Source organism: Burkholderia crassaminum, from assembly GCF_964265005.1.
GTDB lineage: Bacteria > Pseudomonadota > Gammaproteobacteria > Burkholderiales > Burkholderiaceae > Burkholderia.
Map to the genome: position 1 here is coordinate 595,666 of NZ_OZ183801.1, position 22,700 is coordinate 618,365.

The following is a 22,700-nucleotide window of genomic DNA, read 5'->3' on the forward strand; positions in this document are numbered from 1 at the left end:
CCGGAGGCGGAAAATTGTCCATGCTTCGTGCGGCACGCGCCGACGCAGCCGGCGTATCGGCCGGTACGGCGTCGCCCTAGAACGCGAAACCGGGGTAAGCCGATGCTTCGCACTGCTCGACGGTTTCCGTCGCGGCCGCATGCAGGCGCTGCACGATGCCGATACCGAGCCCGCGCGCGGCACCGACCTGCGTGCCGGCGCCGGCCGCCGCGCGCAACGAAGGCGACTCGGCCGGACGACGCTGGCCGGCGCCGCCGAATTCGGCCACCGGCGACCACGCGGGGCTGACCGCCAGCGGCGGCGGCGCGAGCGGCGCGAACTCGTCGTCCGCGTGCACGATCCTGCCGCCGACGACCGTCAGCACCGACGACAGCGACTTGATCCGCGCTTCGTCGATCGTGAAGTAGTCGTCCGTCAGCACCGCGAAATCCGCGTAGTGGCCGGGCACCAGCGCGCCCTTGCAGTCGTCCTCGTTGGAGAACCACGCGCTGCCGACCGTATAGCAGCGCAGCGCTTCCATCCGGCTGAGCCGGTTGCGTTCCGGATACAGCGCCGTGCCGCCGACCGTGCGCCCCGACACCATCCAGTACAGCGACACGAACGGGTTGTAGCTCGCGATACGCGTTGCGTCGGTACCCGCGCCGACCGGCAGCCCGGCCGCCAGCATCGCGCGGATCGGCGGCGTGCGCATCGCGGCTTGCGCGCCGTAGCGTGCGATGAAGTACTCGCCCTGGAACGCCATCCGGTGCTGGACCGTCACGCCGCCGCCGAGCGCGGCGATGCGCGCGATGTTCGCATCCGACACCGTCTCGCAGTGATCGAAGAACCAGCGCAGCCCGTCGAACGGCATCTCGCGGTTCACGGCTTCGAGCACGTTCAGGAAACGGCCGATCGATTCGTCGTAGGTCGCATGCAGCCGGAACGGCCAGCGGTGCCGCACCAGCAGCCGCACCACCGCGGCCAGTTCGGCTTCCAGCGCCGCCGGCAGGTCGGGTCGCGGTTCGAGAAAATTGCCGAAATCGGCGGCCGAATACACCAGCAGTTCGCCGGCGCCGTTCATCCGCAGGAACGCGTCGCCGTCGCCGGGCTTCGCGAGCGTCACCCAGCGCGCGTAGTCGTCGAGTTCCCGTCCCGCATGCTGCACGAACAGGCTGTACGCGACGCGCACGGTCATTTCACCGCGCTGCGCGAGTGCCAGGATCGCGCCGTAGTCATCCGGATAGGCCTGGAAATCGCCGCCCGCGTCGATCGCACTCGTCACGCCGAGCCGGTTCAGCTCGCGCATGAAGTGCCGCATCGAATTCATCTGGTCGTCGTGGCCGAGCTTCGGGGCCCGTTCGAGCGCCTCGTGCAGCACGGCCATGTCCGGGCGCGCGATCAGCATGCCGGTCGGCCGGCCGAGGCGATCGCGCTGGATCTCGCCGCCGGGCGGGTTCGACGTATCGCGGCCGTAGCCGATCGCGCGCAGCGCGGCCGCGTTCAGGAGCGCGCTGTCGCCCAGGTGCATGATGAAAACCGGCGTGTCGGGCGCGATCGCGTTGAGTTCGGCCGCCGTCGGCCCGCGCTTTTCGGCGAACTGGAATTCGGTCCAGCCGCCGACCACGCGCACCCAGTGCGGCGCGGGCGTGCGCAGCACCTGGCGACGCAGCATCGCGAGCGCGTCGGCCAGTGTCGGCACGCCGTCCCAGCGCAGTTCCAGGTTGAAGTTCAGGCCGCCGCGGATCATGTGCAGGTGCGAATCGTTCAGCCCCGGGATCACGGTGCGCCCGTTCAGGTCGATGCACTGCGTGCCCGCGTGTGCATGGCGCATCACGTCGTGCCCGCTGCCGGCCGCGAGGATCCGGCCGTCCTTCACGGCGAGCGCGGTCACGAACGACTGCCGGTCGTCCTGCGTCGCGATCTTGCCGTTGCATACGATGAGGTCCGCCGCCGCGGCGGAATCCGTCGCCTTAAGCACCGTCCGGCCCTCCGCTTGCGCCGCAAGCCGGCACGCGGCCGCACGCCGCCTGCCTCCGGTTCGACGATACACGGACCATCCACTCCCCCTTGAACATTGAACGATCGGACCGACGGGCCGCGGCGCGATGGCGCGGTGTCGTCCTGCGCGAACCGGGCATGACGTTACGCCACCTGCTGCATCGCGTCCGCCGCCTCGTGCCGCATGCGCGGCCGGCCCGCCGGCGGTGCCGGCTCCGGGCGCACGAAGTTCTGCAGGCGTGCGAGCCGGCGCACGTCGAACGCGCGCGATTGCGGATCGAAATGCCCCGACAGGTTCGCCACCAGCGACGACGCCTGGCCGGTCCGCCCGCGCTCGATCAGGTGATCGGCGAGATCGAGCGTGCCGCGCAGCGCCCACATCGCGGCCCCTTGACCGTTCGCGGTATGAATTCCAGCCAGCAGATGCCGGTGCCCGTCGGCTTCGTACGCGATCGCGACATCCGGGTCCGCGGTGCGGGCCTGTTCGAGCATCGCGAGCCCGCGCGCGCGCAGCAGTTCCGGCACGAACAGGTGCTCGCCGTGCGCGCGGCAGCGCGCGAGCGTCGCATCGAGCTTCGCGCACGCCTCGGCCGCGCGCCCCGTGCGCGTCAGCCCTTCCGCGTATGCGACGACCAGCGGCGCGAGCAGGCGCCGGAAGCCGCTCGCCTCGATGCGCCGCAGCGCGGGCTCGAGCCGCGCGAGACCGGCGCCGGGATGCCCGGCCTGCATGTCGAACTGTCCGGCAAGGCCTTCCGCGTGGCTGAGCCAGATGTCGAACCCGTTCGCCTCCGCCGTCGAGCGCAGCGTGCCGAGATAGTCGGAAATCACGTCGTGATCGCCGTAGCGCAACGCGATCGGCACGGCCGCGGCGCCGAGCACGACGCACAGTGCCGGCCCCGACCCGGTGCGGCGCGCGGATTCGACCGCCTGCGCGGCCAGCCGCATCGCATATTCCGGATCGCCCTGCATCCAGACAAGCCGCGTCAGCATCGTGCGGCCGAGCGTCGCGACGTCGATCCCGAGCGCGGCTTCCGCACAGGACGGTTCGCCGGCCACGGCCAGTTCGGCGGTCGCGGCCTCCAGCCGCTCGCGGGCCTGCGCGTGCTCGCCGAAGTAATGCAGCGACGTCGCGACCATCGCGTTCGCCAGCAGCCGCTGCGGGCGGTCGCCGCGCCGCTCGGCCGCGCGCTCGAAGCGGGTCGCGTAGCGCAGCGATTCGTGGATGTCGGAACGCGTCAGCATCGTGTTCCACAGCCCGACCAGCGCGCACGCGTCGAACGCCTCGTCGCCGATCCGGCCTGCGAGCACGAGCGTCCGGTCCCACATCGCGGCGGCCGCGTGCGTATCGCCGTCGGTATGCAGCAGCGCCGTCGCGTACGCCGCGCGCAGGCGCATCTCGCGCGCCGCGTCGATGCCGCCGGCGTCGCCGGCCTCGATCGCGTCGAGCGCCCGCCGCGCCGGTTGCGCGCATTCGCGCATCCGCGCCGGCTCCAGCAACGCGAGCGCCAGCGCGTCCGCTTCCCGCACCCGCGGCTCGGCCGCGACGGGCTCGCGCGGCGCCGACACGCCCGCGGCGACACGCGGGCTCGCGAGGTCCGGGGCCTGCGGCGGCATCCGCGCTTCGCCCTGCTCGCGTTCATAGCGCGCATGACGCTCGGCGACGACGTCGAATTCGCCTTCGTTGTGCAGTTTCTCGAACGCGTACGCGCGCGTCGATTCCGTCAACCGGTAGCGCGCCTGCGCGCCATGGAACTCGACGGTCACCAACGACTTCGCGACCAGTTCGCCGAGCACCGCGATCGTCTCGGCGGCCGACATGCCGGGATCCATCGCGACCTCGCGCGCGGCATCGAACGTGAACGGGCCGACGAAGCACGCCATGCGGCGAAACAGCGAGCGCGCGGCCGCATCCAGCAGCACGTAGCTCCAGTCGAACGTCGCGCGCAACGTCTGGTGGCGCGGCAGCGCCGAGCGCAGCCCGCCGGTCAGCAGGTTCAGCCGGTCGTCCAGACGCGCGGCGACGATCTCGAGCCCGAGCGTCGCGACGCGCGCGGCAGCCAGTTCGATCGCGAGCGGCAGCCCGTCCAGACGCCGGCAGATGTCGCCGACCAGCCGGATGCCGGCTGCATCGACCTCGCAGTCGGGCGTGGCGGCGCGGATCCGCGCCAGGAACAGTTCGACGGCCGAATGACGCACGATCTCGTCGACCGGCGTACCCCCTTCCGGCACCGCCAGCGGGCTCACGCGAAACACGGCTTCGGCCGAGATATGCAGCGGTTCGCGGCTCGTCGCGAGCACGCGCAGCGATGGGGCGCGCGACGTCAGCGTATCGACGAAGTCGGCCACCAGATCGACGACGTGTTCCGCGTTGTCGAGCACGATCAGGGCCGGCGACGCAGCGAACGCTTCGGCGATCCGGTCGATGCCCGGCACGCCGTCCGTGCCGAGCCCGAGTTCCGCGGCGATCGCGAGCAGTACGTCGTCGCGCGTCGCGGCGCTCGCGAGCGCGACGAACAGCACGCGCTCGCCGGACCGCTCGCGCAGCTCGTGGGCGACGCGGCCGGCCAGGCTCGTCTTGCCGATGCCGCCCGCGCCGACGAGCGTGACGACCGGCGCGCGTTCGAGCATGTCGACGATCTGCCCGATCTCCGCCTGGCGTCCGACGAGCGGAACCGGACGGGCCGTCGCGACGGGGTCGGCCGGCAACGCGGCCGCGCGCGGCGTGGCCTCGTGCGCGACGGCGGGATTCGCGATCAGCAGGTAGCCGCGGCCCGGCACCGTCTTGATCAGGCCGCGGTCCGCGCCCAGCGCCTTGCGCAGCGTCGCGACATGGACCTGCAGCCGGTTTTCCTCGACGATCAGGCCCGGCCACACGGCATCCATGATGTCGTCCTTCGACACGATGGAACCGTTGGCGCGATGCAGTACTTCCAGTATGTCAAGCGCGCGTGCGCCAATGCGCAGCGACGCGCCGTGGTGGCGAATGTCCCGCTGCTCGAAATCCACCGACAACGTCCCGATCTGGATCATGGCCGCCTCCAGGTTCCCCACGATGACCGCCATGTGAACACGGCCGTTCACCGGGGCGGGAGTCCGCACCCGGCCTGCCCTGCGGGCGGGTGCAAAGTCTCAAAATGTGGACGGAGTGTAAACGCCGTATAAACAAAAATCTTGAAGGAAAATGCGCTGGCCTTATCCGCACCGGCGCGCACCGCGCAGTCATAAATAGGGCAATAGTGGCCGCATGGTGGCCGCAGCAGCGCATTCGCGTGCCCGTCGAGGCCCGCGCGGCACGGGGCAAGCCAATAGCAAGCATTTCGTCAGCAAGTGGACATTTGTTCAAGTTAACTTGGGCCGATCGGGCACACCGTATAAACTTCGCGTCAAAATGCTCGCGTGCCGCCCCCAACGAAGGATTGTTCCGCCATGCCAGATCCCCTCGTCGCGCCCCCGGCCGCACTGCCGAAAGACACGCTCGGCTGCCTGTCGAGCCTGCTGTCCAAGGATGTCGAACGGTCGGTCGGCGGCCTCACGCTCCATCGCAAATGCATGCGCGACGAACAGTTCGAGCGCATCGAGATGGCGGCCAGCGATCGCGGCTTCCTGATCGGCGTGTCGCTCAACGGCGGGCATCGGCGCACGATCTACGGCGGGGCCGGCCAATCCCGTTCCGAGCGACGGTTCCAGCACAACTCGATCTACATTCGCGACTTTTCCCGGAATTTCCGTGCCGACCTGTACGGCCAGTTCGACTTTCTGCTGGTCGAGCTGTCGCACACCTATCTCGACAGCCTCGGCCGCGAGCACGACGGTACGGAAATCGGCGGCCTGACCTGTGCGCCCGACGTGCAGGACATGGTGCTGGGCCATCTCGCGCACGCGGTCGCCGACAGCCTCGACGGGCCCGGCGCGCTGAATGCGCTGTTCGTCGAGCAAATGGGGCTCGCGATCGGCACGCATCTCGCGCGCCAGTACGGCAACACGAGTGCGCGCGACCTGCAGCGCAAGGGCCTGCTGTCGCCGGCGAAGGCGGCGCTCGCGAAGGAGCTGCTGATGGAGAAGGCGGATCTCGGCGTGTCGATCGAGGAAGTCGCGAGCGAATGCGATCTGTCGCGCGGTTATTTCATCCGTGCGTTCTCGCGCACGACGGGGCGCACGCCGCATCAATGGCTGCTCGAACAGCGCGTGATCCGCGCGCGGCAACTGATCGAGACGACCGACATGTCGCTCGCGGAAATCGCGGCCGTGTGCGGCTTCGCGGACCAGAGCCACCTGAACCGCGTGTTCGCGCGCATCGTCGGCCACCCGCCCGGCGCCTGGCGGCGCGAACTGACGCGCTGACGCGTAGCGGCAGCGGCCGCGCGCCGCCGCTACGCGCGCACCCCGCGCGTCACGGCGCGCGACACCGAGCTTACCGGCCGGTTTCACACTAATCCCGAACGCGGCATGAATCGTTCTGAAAGCCGGCGCCCGACGGCGCCGGCCCGATTCACGCGACCTGATTCCGCGTGCGCTGCGCGTCGAGCAACGCGGCGCGAAACACGTCGGCCGGCTGCGCGCCGCTGACGACCGTCGTGCCGATGCGCGTCGACGGCACCGACGCGATGCCGTCACGCACCGCCTCCGCTTCGAGCGCGACCACCGCGTCGAGCCCTTCGCCGGATGCGAGGAATTCACGCACCGCGTCGCCCGGCAGGCCGGCGCCAGCCGCGATCTCAACCAGCACGTCCGCATCGCCGATATCGCGGCCGTCGCGGAAATACGCGGCAAACAACGCATCGACGAGCGCGACCGCGCTGCCGCGCTGCTGCGCGAACCAGACGAGCCGGTGCGCGAGCCGCGTGTTCGGCGTGCGCGCGATCCGCGCGTGGTCGAACACGAGGCCCGCCGCGCGGCCGGCATCGGCCACATGCGCATCGAGCGCCAGCGAACGCGCCCAACTGCCGAACTTCGCGCTCCGGTACGCCTTGCGGTCGATGCCGCCGACCGGCATCGTCGGGTTCAGCTCGAACGGCACGAACCGCACGCTCACGCTACCGGCCAGGCCGGCTGCTTCGATCGCCTCCGCGAGCCGGTGCTCCGCGATCCAGCACCACGGGCAGATCAGGTCGTAGGTCACGGTTACTTCGACGGGTTTCATTGTCATCTCCTGTACATTGCAGCCCAGAAGATAGCGCTTGCGCGCCGGCGATAGAATGCGAACGGCGCGCAACGCATCGTTGCGGCATGCACAAAGACACGAAGACTCGAAGAGCACGACATGGACAAATTCTCCGCGCTGCGCGCGTTCGTCGAAGTAGCGGAAGCCGGCGGCTTCTCGAGCGCGGGGCGCCGCCTCGACCTCGCGGCGTCGTCGGTGGTACGCGCGGTGGATGCGCTCGAGGCATCGCTCGGCACCGTGCTGCTGAACCGCACGACGCGCCAGGTCACGCTGTCCGATGCCGGCGCGATGTACTACGCACGCGCGAAGCAGCTGCTCGAGGAACTCGCGGAAGCCGACGCGCTGGTGTCCGATCGCGGCGACGAGCCGTCCGGGCCGCTGCGCGTGTCGGTGCCAGTTGCGTACGGCGTGCGCCGCATCGCGCCGCACGTCGCGGCCTTCCTCGCGCGCCATCCGAAGCTCGACCTCGACCTGCAGCTCACCGACGAACGCGTCGATCTCGTCGCGGGCCGCATCGACGTCGCGATCCGGCTCGGAGAAGCGGCGCCGTCCGCCGAAGTCGTCGCGCGGACGCTCGGCACGTTCCACCGCTACGTCGTCGCGAGCCACGATTACCTTGCCGCGCACGGCACGCCGGCCACGCCGGGCGAGCTCGTCGATCACGGCTGCCTGCGCTTTCACTTCGGCGGCGACCAGCAGGCGTGGTCGTTCGCCGATGCGCACGGCACGACGCAGGTGCGCGTCGCCGGACGCCTGAAGTCGAACCACAGCGAAGTGCTGCGCGATGCGGCGCTCGATGGCGCCGGCATCGCGCTGCTGCCCGACTGGCTGGTCGATGCCGACGTCCAGTCGGGCCGTCTGCGCCGGCTCTTCGAGCAATACGACGTGACGCCCGGCACGGCCCGCTCGGTCGTCACCGCGCTCTACCTGCCGACGCAGCGCGGCTCGAAACGCGTGACCGCGTTCATCGATTTCGTCGAAGCGCTGGTGCGCGCGTAGCGTCGCGCCGTACAACGCAGCGCGCTGCGCTGCGCTGCCAGCCACGCTACCAGCCGAACTTCGCCTCGACGCCGACGTAGTCGGCGTTGCGCGCACCGAGCGCGCGAATCGAATCGGCGATCTGGAAGTGCACGGCCTCGACGGCCAGCGCCACGTTCGGATTGACGAGCCAGTCCACGCGGGCCTGCGCATACATCCCCGTGTACGAACCGCCCTTACCGGCCGTGCCGGGCACCGCCTGCATCCCTTGCGCGTAGATTGCGTCGGCCGTCGTTTGCCGCCACTGGAAACCGACCGCGGTCAGCACCGTCACGTTGGCGGACGGCTTGAACGTCAGCGACGGCTTCACGTGAACCAGGTTGCTGTAGCCGGTGTAGCCCGCAAGCGTGAAGTAATAGCCGTTCGGGAACAGCGGGTTGAAGGTGCCCATGCGCCCGTCGCCGGGATGCTTGTCGCCCGACGCGCCGTCGACCTGGATGCCGACACGCGGCGTGCCCGGCGTCTTCGCGAACGTGTAGCCGCCCAGCGCGCCGAACGCCCACGCGCCGATCGTGTCCTGCCCGATGTGCCCGGTCTGGAGCATCGCCTCGACGTCCCAGTCGAACCCGCTGGACTTGCCCGCGTAGCGCATGTCGAACACGTCGCGCCGCTCGGTACCGGCCCCGTCCAGATAGCGCGCGTTGTCGCGCGTATACCTCGACCAGTACGCCGACAGGTCGCCGGGGCCCGTGTTGCTGCGCTCGATACGCACGCCGTCGAACCGCAGGTGCCGGTTCGACACGTCGTCGAACGCCGCGTCGTCGCGATACTGCACCGGGCGCGTCACATAGCCGATCAGCCGCCACTTGCCGATTTCGTAGTCCGCCCACAGCGCGTCGAACGCCTGGCGCACGTTCGGGCCGTCGCGCACCGACACGAACCGCTGCAGGTCGTACGCCATCTCCTGCCGGCCGATCCGCGCCTTGAACGTGCCGCCGCCGATCTGGTCGACGTACGCGACGAAGGCCTGCTCGATATCGAGCTGATCCTTGTCGACGGACGACACCGTGTCCTTGCCGAACGGCCGCGCATCGACGAACTGGACGAACGCCTGGACATGCCCGGCATAACGCAGGTCCGCATGCACCGTCGCACGCTGGATCATGTAGTTGTCGTCGTGCGCGGCGCCGAGCCCGAACAGCGGCGCGTTGTTCAGCTCGAAGCGCTCGCGCAGGTTCGCGCCGAGCGACAGGTAGGTCGACGGGTCGCCGCCGAGCGGGATGTACTTCAGCGCATCGCCGGGCTGGCGCGGCACGCACGGATTCGCGAGCACCGACCAGTCTTCCTGCCAGCGGTTGAACAGCAACGTGGGCCGCTTCGCGGTACACGTCGTGCCGGCGGCCGAAGCTGTCGAAGCTGTCGAGGCTGTCGAAGCTTGTGAAACCGTCGGAACCGGCAAAGCTGTCGAATCCGGCGAAACCGTCGCAGCTGCCGAAGCCATCGAAGCTGTCGAAGCTGTCGAAGCCGTCGAAGCCGGCGAAACCGGCGAAGCTGTCGAAGCCGCTGAAGCGGCATCCTCGGCCCCGGCCGCCGTACCGGCGTAGCTCGCGACGCCGCCCGCCAGCACGGCGGCCGGCAGCACGCGCCGCCAGGCCCGCCCCATCGACCTGCGCCCCATCACTTCGACCGCGCGTGGATCTCGGCGACGTAGCCGCCCGGGAACTGCACGAGCGCCGCATCACGCCCGTCCGACGTGAACGTCGGCACCAGCACGGTCACGCCCGCGGCCTGCGCCTGCTTCAGCGTCGCGGCCAGATCCGGCACTTCGTAGCCCGTCTTCTCGCGGCCGAACGGGTAAGGCAGATGGCCGTCGGTGGCGAGCACGGTCATCTTGCCGAAACCCGATTCGATGCGGATGCGGCGATACGTATCGTTCGGCCGGCCGATCTCGATGCCCGGTGCCTTGCGCACGTCGGACACGACCTTGCCGCGCGAGAACGCGACGAAGTCGTGCACCAGCTTGCTCGCGCTTTCCGGCGACACGTACACGCGGTTTTCCGGCACCGTCTGCAGCGGGTCGTATTTCGGCGCCTGCGTGTGCCAGTAGAGCTGCATGTTCACGCCGCCCGGCCAGCGGATGATCGCGTCGCGGCCGATCGGATCGGGGAACGTGTCGACGACCACGTCCGCGCCGTGCGCGCGCGCCGATTTCATCGCGACGTCCATGTCGGTGACGAGGTAGCCGGTGCGCTCCTGGCAGAACGGATAGGGGATCGGCGTCTTGAAGCCGAACACCGAGATCGTGCCGGCCGGCGTGAACACGAGCTGCGACATCGTCTGGCTCGGCGTCGGCGTGACCTGGAACACACCCTGCTGCGACTTCTTGCCGCCGAACGTCGCGACGAAGCTGTCGGTGAAGCGATCGAAATCTTCCGGGGCGACGCACACGTGCGTCGTGTCGTACTGCGGGCCGACCGAGACGGCCGGCACCTTCGCGGACGACGTGTCGAGCAGGCGCGTCTCGTCGGCCTGGGCCGGCGCGGTCGCCAGCAGCGCGCCGAGCACGGCCGCCGACGCGGCCGTCAGCCGCCATGCCTGTTGCAATTTCAGTGTGATCATCGGGTTCTCCTTGAAAGTGGCAGGCGCGGCCGCATGCCGCGCGCGCATTCAGCGTGACGTCGGCCGCTCGTCGGGCCGACCGGATTGATAGGCGAGGAAGCACAGCACCGCGAGCGGCAGCGCGAGCGCCCAGAACGCCGCGAACAGATAGGCCATCGCACCCGCGCCGGCGCCGAGCGCGAAGCCCGTGACCGGCGGCAGCGTGCGCCGCAGCCGCACGCGCGCGACTTCGCGTTCGGCCGGCGCGGCGAGCGGCACCAGCCAGTCGAATGCATCGATCACCGCCTGCGTGACGTTGCCCGTCATCACCGTATTGGCGACGACCGAGCGGGCCGTCAGCCGCGCGTGCGCGTTCTGGACGCCCATCGCCGCGGCGCCGAGCAGGCCGCACAGGATCGTCCGCGGCGCGTCGGCGTCGGCGATCGGCGAGGCCATGACGCCGGCCAGCATGAACCCGGCCAGCAGCATGGCTTGCAGCGCATAGAGCGAACGTGCGCGCACGCCGTGGCCCAGCGAGCGCATCCGGTGGTCGAGCACGCGCGCGACGACGATGCCCGCGATGAAGGCCGGAAACGCGAGCCACTTGATCGCGAGCCCTTGCCCGACACCCGCCAGCCCCGAGCCGATCAGGATGAAGTTGCCGGTGACGTGCGCGGTGAACAGGCCGAACAGCGCGACGAAGCCGAGCGTGTCGACATATCCCGCGATCGACGCGAGAAACACGTCCTCGCCGCGCACGCGGTCGGGCACGGCGCCCGCGGTTACCGGCTGCGACGGCATGACCCGGTTTCCTGGATGGTGCCGACGGCGCCGGCGCACGCACAGCGGGCGCCCGGCGAGATCTGATAACCCATGTTCCGCTCCGGTTGCGCCGACCAGCCCGGCTTGCCGACTGGCATCCGGCCCGTGCGGCGGTTCGGGAGCAAGACTAGTGAAGGCTGGCCTGAATGTCATGGCGCCCGCCTGAATTTTTCTGAATCGACGGCGGTCCTGCGCCGGCCCGGCACGACACGGATCGACGCCGCACCAGGCCCCGTGCCGCGACGAAAGCCGCGCCGCGCGCGGCATGCCGCGCGTCAATCGTGTTATTTTTCGATCGATAGTTAACGCAGGCGCACCATCGGGAGCCGATGCATGACCGAAAGAAAACGCAGCACGCCGGCCCGCGAGCGCGGGACGGACGCCGACGGCAACACCGTCACGCCGGGCCGCCGGCTCGCGCCGGAAGCGCGCGAGCGGCAGATCGTCGAGAAGGCGATCGAGCACTTCGCGACGCACGGCTTTTCCGGCAGCACGCGCGAGCTCGCGCGGCAGATTGGGGTCACCCAGCCGCTGCTGTACCGGTACTTCCCGAGCAAGGAAGCGCTGATCGACCGCGTGTACGACGAGATCTACACGTGGAACCCCGACTGGGAAAAACTGATCGCCGACCGCACGGTATCGCTGCAGGAACGGCTGGTCGCGTTCTACCGCGCTTATGCGCAAACCATTCTGCGGCGCGAATGGATCCGCACGTTCATCTTCGCGGGGCTCAGCCGCGAGGGGTTCAACACGCGCTACCTGTCGCGGCTGCGCGAACGCGTGTTCCTGCCGGTGCTGCGCGAGCTGCGGCACGAATACGACATCGCGACACCCGCCACCGAGGCCCAGCGCAACGCGGAGGTCGAGCTGGTCTGGAGCCTGCACGCGAGCATCTTCTATTTCGGCGTGCGCAAGTGGGTCTACGGCCTGCCGGTGCCCGACGATCTCGACACCGAGATCGAACGGCTGATCGACGCGTTCCTGCACGGCACGCCCGCTGCGCTGAAGCAGCTCGCGTCGGACGCGAGCGCGCGGCGGCGCAAGCGCAACTGACGCGGGCGGCGGGCGTGCCGGCCGACGACGGTCGAATCGTCATCCGTCAGATTCACGCTCGCGCGTCTTCGTCGGGCGTACACGCGGCGGCAAGCCGCTTGCCACGCGCATCACACGGGGATCGGGAAACGTCCGCCACGACCTGAACGTGACGAAGCAGTCGGTTCCGGCCGTGCCCGCAATCACGCGAATTCAGAACAATTTATCCGGCGCGTCGCACGTTTCGCCTATCCTCGAAAGGCACTCGCGGCCGCGCCGGTTTCGCGCCGGCCGACTATCGCGCGAACGCCGAGGACGTACAGCAGGATCTCGTCGACGCGGACGTCAAAATCGCATGCCCGACGATGGCGCTCTGGGGCGAGGATTTTTATGCGGCCGGCAAGATGTTCGACATGAAATCCGTGTGGGAAAGCATGGCGACGCACCTGCGCGCCGAGCCGATCTCACAGTGCGGGCACCTGCCGCAGGAGGAGCAGCCGGAGCGCGTGAACGCGCTGCTGCTCGACTTCCTGAAGCACTGGGAAGGCTGATTAGATGCGCACGCAACAAATCATCGGGAAGGAGGGATCATGAGCGACGTTTCGGGCCCGCTGGCGGTCGTGATCGGCGGATCGGTGGGCGGGCTGTTCACCGCCACTTCACTGCGTGCGGCCGGCTGGCGCGTCAAGGTCTTCGAGCAATCGCCGAACGAGCTCGACAGCCGAGGCGGCGGCATCGTGCTGCAAACGCCGATCGAACGCGCGTTCGCGTTCGGCGGCGTGTCCGTGCCGCACGATGCGGGCGTCGATTCGGTCGACCGGATCTATCTCGACGAGCACGACCGGATCGTGCAACGCCTGACCATGCCGCAAACGCAGACCGCGTGGAACGTGATCTATACGGCGCTGAAACGCGCGCTGCCCGCCGGCGTCGTGCATGGCGGCGTGTCGTTCGAGCGCTTCGAGCAGGATGGCGACCGCGTGATCGCGCACTTCGCGGACGGCCGGGTCGAGCCGGCCGACCTGCTGGTCGGTGCCGACGGCGGCCGCTCGAACGTGCGCGCGCAACTGCTGCCCGATGCTCGGCCCGCGTATGCAGGTTATGTCGCGTGGCGCGGGCTCGTCGACGAGCATCGGCTGCCCGACCCGGTGCTGAAGGTGCTGCGCGACCGCTTCACGTTCCAGCAAGGCGACGCGCATCTGTTCCTCACCTACCTGGTCCCCGGCCGCGACGGCGCGATCGAACCGGGCAAACGCCGCGTGAACTGGGTCTGGTACCGGCGGCTCGCACCGGCACAACTGCCGTCGCTGTTCCTCGCGCAGGACGGCACGCAGCGCGACGGTTCGCTGCCGCCCGGCGCGATGCGCGACGACAACCGGCTCGAACTCGTGGACGCGGGCCGCCGGATGCTGGCGCCGACGCTCGCCGCACTCGTCGACGCGACACAGGCGCCGTTCGCGCAGTCGATCCTCGATCTCTCGGTCGAGCGCATGGCGTTCGGCCGCACGGTGCTGCTCGGCGACGCGGCCTGCCTCGTACGGCCGCATACGGCCGCGGGCGTCGCGAAAGCGGCGGAGAATGCGGTCGGGCTCGCCGAGGCGCTGCGCGGCGTCGCGCACGGCCCCGCATTCGACGCCGCGCTGGCACGCTGGGAAAGCCGTCAGCTCGCGACCAATACTTCGCTGTCCGACCTAGGCATCTCGCTCGGCACGCGGATCATGGGGCGCGCGTGACCGGTCGGCGGCGCGCGCCGCTTTCGGTCGATCGCGCGCGTAGCGCGACGCGTCACGCGTGGCGCACGACGATATCCCACGCGGTGTGACATACCTGCCCCGGTAGCGTCAGCGCGCGCAGCACGACCCGATCGCCCTGCTGCGTCGCGACGCTGAGCTTCTGCGGCGCCAGCAGCGCGACCGTCGCGCCGTTGTGCTCCAGTTGCACGCCGGGCGCCGAAGGCTGGCCGCTCAGATGCGACAGCCAGATGTCCAGTACCATCCGCTCGCGCGTCACCGCGAATTCGACCGCGTGCGACGCCCACGCATTCAGCGCACAGCCCTGCGGGTTGCGGAACGACGGCCCCGCGGCCAGACGCGGAACGTTCGTCAGCACGTCCTCGTGCGCGGCCAGCACCGACAACCCGCTCGCGGCAAAGCGTTCGGGCTGAAACAGGCCGGGGTCGGCCGGCTGCGCCCGCCTGCCGGCTTCGGGCGCCAGCGCGAACGCCTGCCCGAGCGCGAGCGCGTGCTCGGCATGGCGCGCCAGGTAGCGCCAGTGGTTCAGGAAGCGCACGTCGCCCGTCATGTGCAGGCCACGGATCGGTTTGCCCTGGTGCTCGAGCACGATGCGGACCGCGTCGAAATCGTGCCGCTCGTGCAGCCCCCACTTCGTGACGAAATTCTGCTCGCAGCCCACCAGCCGCACGTGCCCGAGTCCGCCCCACAGATGCAGGAAGGTCGTGTCCAGCCCGTGGATCGCCGCGAAGTCCTGGCCGATCCTGCCCGCCTGTTCGCGGACATACTGCGCGAATCGCGCCCAGGGTTCGCGGCCGCCGACGACGAGCCCCGCCTGCAGCGGCTGCCCCAGCCGCCCGAGCACGTCCTGCACGCATTGGTGGATCAGCGCGTCGCGCCGTTCGCCGATGAGCGGCGCCATCACGAACGCACAGAAGTGCGCGTCGGGCGCGACGTGAAGGGCCGCGTCGTGCGGCACGACGTCGAAGATGTCGAACCGCGGCCCCGGGAACCAGATGTCGGCATCGTAGAGCGCGAGCGTCTGCAACGCCGGATCGGTGTCGAAGATCGCGGCCGCGGAGATGTAGCGGTCCCACGCAAGGTCGCCGACGCCCGCCGCAGCATAGACCTCGATACCGTTCGCCCGCAGCCGCTGCTGTTTCTCGTCGGACAACCCGTAGCCGATGACGCCGATGCGCCCCCGGTAGTCCGTCGCGCGCAGCGAGACGATGAACGGGATGACCATCTCGTACCAGGCCTGCGAGTTGTCGTCGATCGCGAAGGCGACGAGGTGATGGCGATGGGTCTCGTTGTTGTCGGACGTGTTCATGCGTGTGGTGAGATTGATAAGTCCGGATTTCTGATCGGTCCGGCTGCCGGTCTTCTTTTACGCGCGACGCCGATTATCGGAAGGCAGTCGAACACCCGTTATCGTCATACGATTGCGAGCGATATCCATTCGGCGGCTGCCGCGTTCGCCGGGGCCGGTCGCCAGGAAATGGATGCACGATTTTTACCACGGCGCGATATTCCCGCGCGACCCGAAAATGCGTCGCGATCCCGAACATTTGTTAAATAGCTTGAATGACCGACAACGGGCCGGCAATTTGCCTTAACATCCGGCCGTCATCTCGACTGACGCCGATCACGGTTGACCGACCCTGGACTCCGGCCGTGGCTTTTATTTTTCAGGTGCCTGAACCGGGTGCCGATTTCATCCGGACGCTACGACCGATCATGTTCCAGACCCCGGGAGATTCATTCGTCAACGGCTCGCTGCTGGGCCTGTGCGTCGAGGTTCCGCTCGCCGCGCTGGTGTCGCTCGCCATGCACGGCGTCGACTGGAACGGGCAGCGCGTCGCGATGCTGGTCGCCACGCCGGTGCTGCTCGCCTGCGTGGCGCTGCTGACCCGCCCGGTCGCATTCAGCACCGTGTGGAAGCACAAGCGCTCGCCGTTCGTGCTCGACGACAACGTGCGTGCATCGATCTACGGCCGGCTCTGCGGGATCGCGCTCGGGCTCGTGTTCGGCATCATGGTCGCGACGACGTTCGCCTGATCCGGCCGAACCGGAACGCCCGACGAGGCCTGCGCCGGGCGTGAAGCCGCCGGGTCACGTGCGCATCTTCCCCGCGCATCGCGTCACGCCGACGCAACCAGCGTATTGAACGACGTATCCCACAACGGCGCGACATTCGCCGGCCCATCCAGCACACCGATCCGCGCGAACACATCCGCGACCTGCTGATGCTGCGCAACCACGTCGGGTGTCACCGGCAGCAGCGCATAGTCGTCGCTGCGCTGGTCGAACATCGCGACGAGATCGGCCACCGGCACGCGTGTCTCGTGGTTCTGCACGCGCGCATAGTCGCCGAAATGCCCGTTCGCCCACGCGTACGCGCGTCGAAACCGCAGCAGCAGATCGCCCGTCGCCGCACGACGGCGCGCATCGTCGAGCGTGCGCGGATTCGCGTACACCGGGAAATTGCCCGACAGATACCCCTTCCCTGTCTTCAGCACGCGCGCACCGTAGCGATTGCGCGCGAGCTGGCCGTTGTAGCCGTAGATCGCCCACGCGTCGATGTCGCCGCGATCGTAGGCGGACAAGCCGTCGGCCGGTGACAGGTTGATCGGCTGGATGTCGTCGAAGCTCAGGCCAGCCTCCGTGAGCTGGCGATACAGGAAATAGTGCGACGTCGTCGCGCGCACATAGCCGACGCGCTTGCCCTTCAGATCCGCGATGCTGCGGATCGGCGTGTCCTTGCGCGCGAGCGTGACCTGGTTGTTCAGGTCTTCGCGCACGCGGGTGATGAGCCGGACGTTGGCCTTCTGGCGCGCTGCGAACACGGCCGGAATTTCGCTCCCCGAACCGATATCGAGCGCGTCCGCGTTGAGCGCCTCGATGTGCAGCACGCCGTTGTTCAGTTCGCGCCATTCGATCCGGTACGGTGTATCGCCGAGGCCGGCCGCCTGCAGCAGTGCGCGCCAGCCGCCCTTGTAGGTCGCGACGCGCAATGTGGTGCCGGCAAGATCGGCGTTGACGGCGGGCGCGGCGAATGCTGCCTTCGCGGCCAATGGGGCCGCCACGGCCGCTGCACCTGCAAGCAGCAAACGGCGGCGCGCCGCCGAAATTGACGCCATCGAATTCTCCTGTCGATCGGTTGCGAAGTGAGCGGAAGTCAGCGCGGCCGCTTCAATGCAGCACCGGAAACCCGTGGCGCTCGGCCAGCAGTTCGAGGATGCGGCGTGCGTCGGTGACGAAGCGCACGTCGCCGAGCGTCTGCGCGTCGTCCGGCGCCGGCCGGTCGCGACCGAGCACGAGAACCGGCAGGCCCTGGTGCGCGTCGTCCAGCGCCTCGATCACCGCGTGGCGCGGCCGCTCGAAGCCGACGCGCTTCACGTCGATGCGGCCCGCGTGCTCGGGCGCACTCGCCAGCAGCCCTTCGATCGACAGTCCATGCGGACAGACGAAACGTTGGCCCGGATGCTTCGGGTCGGCAAAGCCCGGTTCCAGCAAAAACAGTACATCGCGACTCATGTCAAACGGCTCCCGTGTTCGTGGTTCAACCGGGACGAACGCGCACGTCGGCGCCGTCGTGGTCCCGGAGCAGTCCGGCCCGCGGCCGGATGCCCGACTGTACCGTTGCGCGCCGCACTGCCCTACCAACGTTTTGCGAAATCGATATGCCGGCGCGCGTAGCGCATCGATCGTGCGCCGCACAGACGACCGTTGCGTAAAAGCATCGCCCGTTGCATCGCTGGCATTGCGGTCATCGAACGATTTCATCGATCGATATGACGGCGGCTTCGAATTGCCTGCGCCCGACGTTCGCCGTTCGTGCGGTGCGTTCGCCGCAGCATGCGTGCCGGCCGTGATCGCGACGCACGTGCCGGGCTTGCGGCAATGCACATTACAAATCGGCGATGCCGCGATTTACAAACCACGGATCGAACGTTCAGCAGGGCACCCGCCACCAATAGCATCGTTCTCCTCACAGTTTCACCCATAAAAACAGAGGAAATTCATGATCAAAAAAACGGTAATCCTGGGTTTGGTTTCGATCGGTTCGGTCAGCGCGCATGCGCAGAGTTCGGTCACGTTGTACGGCGTCGTCGATGCCGGTTTCGCTTATACGAACAACCAGGGCGGCGCGAGCAACATCCAGCAGACGAGCGGCAAGCTGAGCGGCAGCCGCTGGGGCCTGAAAGGCGCGGAAGATCTCGGCGGCGGCCTGCAGGCGGTGTTCACGCTCGAGAGCGGGTTCCGGCCGAGCGACGGCGGGCTCGGCCAGGGCGGCCGCCTGTTCGGCCGCTCCGCGTACGTGGGTGTCGCGCAAAAGGGCATCGGCACACTGACCTTCGGCCGCCAGTACGAGCCGATCACCGATCTCGTCGCACAGTACTCGGGGTCCGGCTTCTGGTCGCCGGCCACGCACGTCGGCGACAACGACAACCTGAACCAGAGCTTCCGCCTGAACAACGCGGTGAAGTTCCGCAGCGACACGATCGCCGGCTTCACGGCCGACCTGCTCTATGCGTTCAGCAACCAGGCGAACGGCGGCGCGGGTAGCGGCTTCTCGAACAACAACGCGTGGGGCGTGTCGGCGAACTACGTGAACGGCCCGCTGTCGGTCGGCGGCGGTTACGTGCGGCTCAATCACCCGAACGCGACGTCGAACACGAGCGGCGCGGTGGGCGGTGCGACCTCGACCACCGGCAACGACTACAGCGGCGCGTTCTTCTACGGGCTGAACGGCGGCGTGCTCAAGCAGCAGATCGGCGCCGTCGGCGCGAACTACGCGCTCGGCCGCGCGACGCTCGGCTTCACGTGGAGCCACACGCAGCTCGACTACGTCGACGGCTCGTCGCGCAAGTTCAACAACTACGACGCGAACGCGCGCTTCCAGCTCACGCCGGCCACCACGCTGATCGGCGTCTACACGTTCACCGACGGGCGCGCGAGCGGCCTGCCGGGCTCCGGCGGCCAGACGCTGAAGCCGCGCTGGCACCAGTTCACGCTCGGGTTCGACTACGCGCTGTCGAAGCGCACCGACATCTACGTGTCGGGTATCTACCAGCTCGCGGCCGGCGATGCGAGCACGGCGACGTCCGGCGGCTATCGCAAGATCGCGGCGATCGCGAACATCGGCAGCGCGTCGTCGACGAACCGCCAGGTCGCACTCGTCAGCGGGCTGCGCGTGAAGTTCTGACGGCACGCGCATCGAGCGCGGTGCGGCGTAACAAGCGCCGTTGGCACGATAAGCAAAGCGGGAATCGTTGTTTGCCGCACCGTAGCCGGTTGCCGAGAATGTGCTTTTCTCCGTGCGCGGCCCGCCGCGTGCGACACGCGTTCGACCATGACCGACTCCCGTTTCCCTCCCCGCGCGCCGCGCAGCAGCCGGCGCGCGGCACTGCGCCGCCTCGCCGGCGCATCGGGCATCGCACCCGGGCGATTCGCCGCCGCACGTGCCTGCCGTTCTTGTGCGGTGCGTGCCCAACCCGCAAGGAAGCCATCATGAGCGCCACCGCCCTCGCCACTCCGGTCGCGTCGTCGCCGTTCGTCGACGTTCGCTCGCCGGCGGATTTCCCCGACAGCCCTGTGTCGCGCGTCCTCACGCAGCCGCTGATGCTCGGGCTGTTCCTGCCGATCCAGGCCGGCGGCTGGAGCGCATCGACGCTGCCGCGCACGACCGACTGGACGTTCGACTACAACGCCGAGTTGGTCGCGCGCGCGGAGGCGCTCGGTTTCGATCTCGTGTTCGCGCTGTCGCAGTGGCTGCCGAAAGGCGGCTACGGCGGCGTGTTCGACGGCCACGCGCTCGACTCGTTCATGACACTGGCCGCACTGACCGCGCGTACCGAACGGATCATCCTGGTCGCGACGAACCACGTGTTGTACGGGCCGTGGCACCCGCTGCATTTCGCGAAGTTCACCGCGACGCTCGATCACATCTCGCGCGGGCGCTGGGGCATCAACGTCGTGACCGGCCACCGCGCGATCGAGCATGAGATGTTCGGCTGGAACCGGATCGAACACGACCGGCGCTACGAGATGGCCGCCGAGTTCCTCGATGCCGTCCAGCAGTTGTGGGCGCAACCGGACAACTTCAGCTATACGCCCGCACTATCGAGCTGGCGGCTGGGCGGCGCGTTCGTCACGCCGAAGCCGCGCTACGGCCGCCCGCTGCTGATCAATGCGACCGGCTCCGACGCGGGCATCGAGTTCGCGGCGCGCTATTCGGACATCGTGTTCGTCACGAGCCCGGCGGGCCCCGACGCCGAACGCGCGATCGACGCACTGCCCGCGCATACCGCCCGCGTGAAGGCGGCCGCCGCTGCGCGCGGCCGGACGATCCGCACGCTGCTCAACCCGCTCGTGATTTGCCGCGAGACGACGGCCGAAGCGCGCGCGTATCGCGACGCGATCGTCGCCCATGCGGACGAAGGCAGCTTCCACCGTTTCGACAGCGACGCGCATGCGTGGCGCGGCGGCTTCGAGCAACGTGCGCAGGCCGCGGCACGCGCGATCGGCGGCAATATTTCGATAACGGGTTCGCCGGAGGAAGTGGCGGACACCATCGTGCGACTGCACCGTGCTGGCATCGACGGGATCCAGTTGAGTTTCTACGATTTCAAACCCGACCTCGACTTCTTCGGCGAGCGCGTGCTGCCGCTGCTGCGCGACGCCGGCTTGCGGCGCTGACGCAGGCAGCGGATGCATCGCGTGCCGAGACGCTCACCGATTCGACACGGCCGGTGTCAGAACACGCGCCCTTCGGTGAGGTGCGTCGTCACGCCGTTCAGCGCGTAGTCGCCGATCACGCGCGCCTTATGCAGCAACGGGTTGTGGCTGAAGATCGTGCGCAGATTCCGCGCGGCGCTGACACAGGCCACGGACGCATCGCGCACTGCGACCCTCACCGTTGCAACACGACCGGGTCAGAACACGCGCCCTTCAGTGAGGTGCGTCGTCACGCCGTTCAGCGCGTAGTCGCCGATTACTCGCGCCTTGTGCAGCAACGGGTTGTGACTGAAGATCGTGCGCAGGTTGCGCCAGTGCCGGTCGAGGTTGTGTTCGCGCGCCGTCGCGGATGCCCCGCCGACCTCGAACAGCCGCTCCGCCGCATGCAGCGCGAGCTTGCTGACGATAAGCTGCGTGCGTGCCGTTGCGAGCGCGCTGTCGAGCACAAGGGCATCCGCATCGGCGTCGCCGGCTTCGATCGCGTCGGCGGAACGGTCGAGCGCCCGCGCGTTTTCGCGCACGAGCGCGTCGATCGCGTGACTGTGCGCAGACAGCTCGCCGACGATCTGCTGGATGAAATGATCGTCGCGCGCGGTCGGTGCCGGGCTGTGCAGCACCGGGCGGCCGTGCGCGAGCACATAGCGGCGCGCATCGGCAACCACGTTGCGCACGATGCCTGCGCCCGTCGCAACGAGATGCAGCTGGCGCAGCGCGCCGCAATGGCGGCCGACGAGCGTCGAGCCGTCGCGCGCGGCCACTTCGTCCGCGAACACCTGCACGTCGTCGAGCAGCAGGCTGCCGCTCGCGGTCATGCGCTGGCCCATGCCGTCCCAGTCGTCGAGCACCTGCACGCCGTCGCGCGCGACGGGAATGATCACGGCGACCGCGTCGCCCTGCTCGTTCTCCACATTGATGCGCGCGAAATCGGCAAACGCGGTGCCGGTCGAATAGTATTTGCGCCCCGTCACGCGATAGTGATCGCCGTCGCGGCGCAGCACGGTGGTGTTCTCGCCCGGCCGCGACGTGCCGCGCTCGGTCGACGCGCCGCCGAAGATCGCGCCGGCCAGCGCCCGTTCGAGTTGCACGTCGTTGAACGGTGTGCGCGGCGACAGCCGCAGCGTCTCGGTCTGGTCGTAGTGGATGCGAAGAGCGTGCGCGAGATTCGAATCGGCGGCGGCCAGCGTCGCGATCGTGTCGAACAGGTCGACCAGCGTGCCGCCGAGGCCGCCGCGCGCGACCGGAATCCGCAGCACGCCCAGCGCCGAACGCCGGAAGATTGCGAACCCTTCGAAAGGCAGTTCGCGACGCGCCTCGCGTTGCGCAGCATCGTGCCCGATCGCGTTCGCGAGATCGGGAAGTGCGGCGAGCGCATCGCGCAACGCGTCGCGCGGATCGACGGCATCACGGGCGGTCATTCGGTGGTTCCTTGTACGAAAAGTTCGGGAATGCCGCTGCGCGGCGTAATCGCGGCATCCGCGAACCGGCGCACGGTCGGCACCGCCAAGTATAGGGACGCCCCCGGCGCGCGTGAAAAACCGATTTCAGCTTTTGTTATGCGTGCGCCGGGAATGGTCGCACGCGATCGCGTCAATGCGTCATTACGTCATTGCGCCGTCGAGCCGTCGCGCGATGCCCCGGAGCAGCACGATCGCGCGTGGCGA

The 22,700-nt window shown here is 68.8% G+C and carries 18 protein-coding genes and 1 pseudogene; 8 read left to right on the forward strand and 11 right to left on the reverse strand.

Going from position 1 to position 22,700, the window contains the following annotated elements; all coding sequences use genetic code 11:
- Positions 1-76: 76 nt before the first annotated feature.
- Both ACPTTF_RS35875 and ACPTTF_RS35880 read right to left on the reverse strand, forming a co-directional pair.
- The gene (locus ACPTTF_RS35875; protein WP_423372284.1) at positions 77-1,957 is read right to left on the reverse strand and encodes an amidohydrolase; all 1,881 of its coding nucleotides are present in this window, start codon (positions 1,955-1,957) and stop codon (positions 77-79) included.
- A gap of 164 nt (positions 1,958-2,121) precedes the next feature.
- Entirely contained in the window at positions 2,122-5,007 is a 2,886-nt protein-coding gene (locus ACPTTF_RS35880) for an ATP-binding protein (protein ID WP_423372285.1), read from the reverse strand.
- A 396-nt stretch (positions 5,008-5,403) separates the two neighbouring features.
- Between ACPTTF_RS35880 and ACPTTF_RS35885 the strand changes: the two genes are divergently transcribed.
- Positions 5,404-6,318 (forward strand): helix-turn-helix domain-containing protein, encoded by a 915-nt coding sequence (locus ACPTTF_RS35885; protein ID WP_166966244.1) that lies wholly within the window; start codon positions 5,404-5,406, stop codon positions 6,316-6,318.
- 148 nt (positions 6,319-6,466) lie between these two features.
- Here the strand turns inward: ACPTTF_RS35885 and ACPTTF_RS35890 are convergent, their stop codons facing one another.
- On the reverse strand, positions 6,467-7,117 hold the full coding sequence (locus ACPTTF_RS35890; RefSeq protein WP_423391203.1) for a DsbA family oxidoreductase: 651 nt from the start codon (positions 7,115-7,117) through the stop codon (positions 6,467-6,469).
- A 120-nt stretch (positions 7,118-7,237) separates the two neighbouring features.
- Here ACPTTF_RS35890 and ACPTTF_RS35895 point away from each other — a divergent pair, with 120 nt between their 5' ends.
- Positions 7,238-8,137 (forward strand): LysR family transcriptional regulator, encoded by a 900-nt coding sequence (locus ACPTTF_RS35895; protein WP_166966240.1) that lies wholly within the window; start codon positions 7,238-7,240, stop codon positions 8,135-8,137.
- 46 nt (positions 8,138-8,183) lie between these two features.
- On the opposite strand, the gene ACPTTF_RS35900 is transcribed toward ACPTTF_RS35895, so the two are convergent.
- From ACPTTF_RS35900 to ACPTTF_RS35910, 3 genes are read right to left on the reverse strand one after another with little or no spacing between them, the layout of a single operon-like run.
- Entirely contained in the window at positions 8,184-9,794 is a 1,611-nt protein-coding gene (locus ACPTTF_RS35900) for an alginate export family protein (RefSeq protein ID WP_423372287.1), read from the reverse strand.
- Positions 9,794-10,735 carry a glyoxalase gene (locus ACPTTF_RS35905; RefSeq protein ID WP_423372288.1) on the reverse strand — a complete coding sequence of 314 codons (942 nt, stop codon included), beginning with the start codon at positions 10,733-10,735 and terminating at the stop codon, positions 9,794-9,796. Before ACPTTF_RS35905 ends, ACPTTF_RS35900 begins: the two co-directional genes overlap by 1 nt.
- A gap of 48 nt (positions 10,736-10,783) precedes the next feature.
- Positions 10,784-11,515: a YoaK family protein gene (locus ACPTTF_RS35910; RefSeq protein ID WP_423372289.1), complete on the reverse strand. Its 732-nt coding sequence runs from the start codon at positions 11,513-11,515 to the stop codon at positions 10,784-10,786.
- Between the two features lie 354 nt (positions 11,516-11,869).
- On the opposite strand from ACPTTF_RS35910, the gene ACPTTF_RS35915 reads away from it, so the two are divergent.
- The 3 genes and pseudogenes from ACPTTF_RS35915 (at position 11,870) to ACPTTF_RS35925 (ending at position 14,301) form a co-directional block, all read left to right on the forward strand.
- Positions 11,870-12,589, forward strand: a complete 720-nt coding sequence (locus tag ACPTTF_RS35915) for a TetR/AcrR family transcriptional regulator (RefSeq protein ID WP_423372290.1) — start codon at positions 11,870-11,872, stop codon at positions 12,587-12,589.
- 263 nt (positions 12,590-12,852) lie between these two features.
- A pseudogene (locus tag ACPTTF_RS35920) lies at positions 12,853-13,119 on the forward strand (alpha/beta fold hydrolase); the annotation flags it as partial.
- Positions 13,120-13,158: 39 nt separating this feature from the next.
- Entirely contained in the window at positions 13,159-14,301 is a 1,143-nt protein-coding gene (locus ACPTTF_RS35925; protein ID WP_423372291.1) for an FAD binding domain-containing protein, read from the forward strand.
- Positions 14,302-14,353: 52 nt separating this feature from the next.
- Here the strand turns inward: ACPTTF_RS35925 and ACPTTF_RS35930 are convergent, their stop codons facing one another.
- Positions 14,354-15,628, reverse strand: coding sequence for a hypothetical protein (locus ACPTTF_RS35930; RefSeq protein WP_423372292.1), 1,275 nt, complete (start codon positions 15,626-15,628; stop codon positions 14,354-14,356).
- Positions 15,629-16,035: 407 nt separating this feature from the next.
- Here ACPTTF_RS35930 and ACPTTF_RS35935 point away from each other — a divergent pair, with 407 nt between their 5' ends.
- Positions 16,036-16,356 carry a hypothetical protein gene (locus ACPTTF_RS35935; protein WP_423372293.1) on the forward strand — a complete coding sequence of 107 codons (321 nt, stop codon included), beginning with the start codon at positions 16,036-16,038 and terminating at the stop codon, positions 16,354-16,356.
- Between the two features lie 83 nt (positions 16,357-16,439).
- Here ACPTTF_RS35935 and ACPTTF_RS35940 read toward each other — a convergent pair whose 3' ends face one another.
- Complete coding sequence (locus ACPTTF_RS35940) at positions 16,440-17,438, reverse strand: ABC transporter substrate-binding protein (protein WP_166966225.1); 999 nt, start codon at positions 17,436-17,438, stop codon at positions 16,440-16,442.
- 52 nt (positions 17,439-17,490) lie between these two features.
- A complete protein-coding gene (locus ACPTTF_RS35945) occupies positions 17,491-17,835 on the reverse strand; it encodes a DUF3088 domain-containing protein (RefSeq protein ID WP_059524355.1) in 345 nt (114 codons plus the stop codon).
- A 487-nt stretch (positions 17,836-18,322) separates the two neighbouring features.
- On the opposite strand from ACPTTF_RS35945, the gene ACPTTF_RS35950 reads away from it, so the two are divergent.
- Complete coding sequence (locus ACPTTF_RS35950) at positions 18,323-19,507, forward strand: porin (protein ID WP_423372294.1); 1,185 nt, start codon at positions 18,323-18,325, stop codon at positions 19,505-19,507.
- Between the two features lie 305 nt (positions 19,508-19,812).
- Entirely contained in the window at positions 19,813-21,000 is a 1,188-nt protein-coding gene (locus tag ACPTTF_RS35955) for an LLM class flavin-dependent oxidoreductase (RefSeq protein ID WP_423372295.1), read from the forward strand.
- A gap of 56 nt (positions 21,001-21,056) precedes the next feature.
- Here ACPTTF_RS35955 and ACPTTF_RS35960 read toward each other — a convergent pair whose 3' ends face one another.
- Both ACPTTF_RS35960 and ACPTTF_RS35965 read right to left on the reverse strand, forming a co-directional pair.
- Entirely contained in the window at positions 21,057-21,206 is a 150-nt protein-coding gene (locus ACPTTF_RS35960; RefSeq protein WP_166966218.1) for a hypothetical protein, read from the reverse strand.
- Positions 21,207-21,236: 30 nt separating this feature from the next.
- Entirely contained in the window at positions 21,237-22,454 is a 1,218-nt protein-coding gene (locus ACPTTF_RS35965) for an acyl-CoA dehydrogenase family protein (RefSeq protein WP_423372296.1), read from the reverse strand.
- Positions 22,455-22,700 lie beyond the last annotated feature (246 nt).